The organism is Mesorhizobium sp. M2A.F.Ca.ET.039.01.1.1, from assembly GCF_003998035.1.
Lineage (GTDB): Bacteria > Pseudomonadota > Alphaproteobacteria > Rhizobiales > Rhizobiaceae > Mesorhizobium.
This window is the reverse complement of sequence record NZ_RZRY01001324.1, coordinates 1-896: the sequence shown is the minus strand read 5'-3', so window position 1 is coordinate 896 and position 896 is coordinate 1. Positions and strand designations below refer to the sequence as shown.

The following is an 896-nucleotide window of genomic DNA, read 5'->3' as shown; positions in this document are numbered from 1 at the left end:
GCCAAGCCGATCACGCGCGCCGCCGGCTACGGCAAGCAGCGCCAGATCGTCAATCCGGCCAAGCCGGACGAGGTGGTCGGCACGGTGCATGAAGCTGCGGCCAAGCAGGTGGCGACCGCCGTGCGCATCGCCGTCGACGCGCAGCCCACCTGGGGGAAGCGCCCGGTTGCCGAGCGCGCGGCGATCCTCAATCGCGCCGCCGACCTCTACGAGGCCAACGCCGCCGAGTTCTTCGCTCTCGCCACCCGCGAAGCCGGCAAGTCGCTGGCCGACGGTGTCGCCGAGGTGCGGGAAGCGGTCGACTTCCTGCGCTATTACGCGGCCGAGGCGGTGAATGCCGAGGCAGGCACCGAAGCGCGCGGCGCGATCGTCTGCATCTCGCCGTGGAATTTCCCGCTGGCGATCTTCACCGGCCAGATCGCGGCGGCTTTGGTCACCGGCAATTCGGTCATCGCCAAGCCGGCGGAGCAGACGCCGCTCATTGCCTTCCGCGCCGTCGAGATGCTGCGCGAGGCGGGCGTGCCGGAAGACATCATCCAGCTTCTGCCCGGCGACGGCCCCTCGGTCGGCGCGCCGCTGACGGCCGACCCGCGTATCGCCGGCGTCTGCTTCACCGGCTCGACCGAGGTCGCCAAGCTGATCGAGAAGCAACTGGCCGAGACCGCGGCGCCCGATGCCATGCTGATCGCCGAGACCGGCGGCTTGAATGCGATGATCGTCGATTCCACCGCGCTGCCGGAGCAGGCGGTGCGCGACATCCTCGCGTCGGCCTTCCAGAGCGCCGGCCAGCGCTGCTCGGCGCTGCGCGTGCTCTACGTCCAGAAGGACGTCGAGAAAAAGATGCTGGAGATGCTGAAGGGCGCGATGGAAGCGCTCAACGTCGGCAATCCCTGGGC

At 69.5% G+C, this 896-nt stretch carries 1 protein-coding gene; it reads left to right on the top strand.

Going from position 1 to position 896, the window contains the following annotated elements:
• The coding region (locus tag EOA24_RS39610) for an aldehyde dehydrogenase family protein (RefSeq protein WP_127410911.1) at positions 1-896 on the top strand (896 nt) is incomplete at both ends.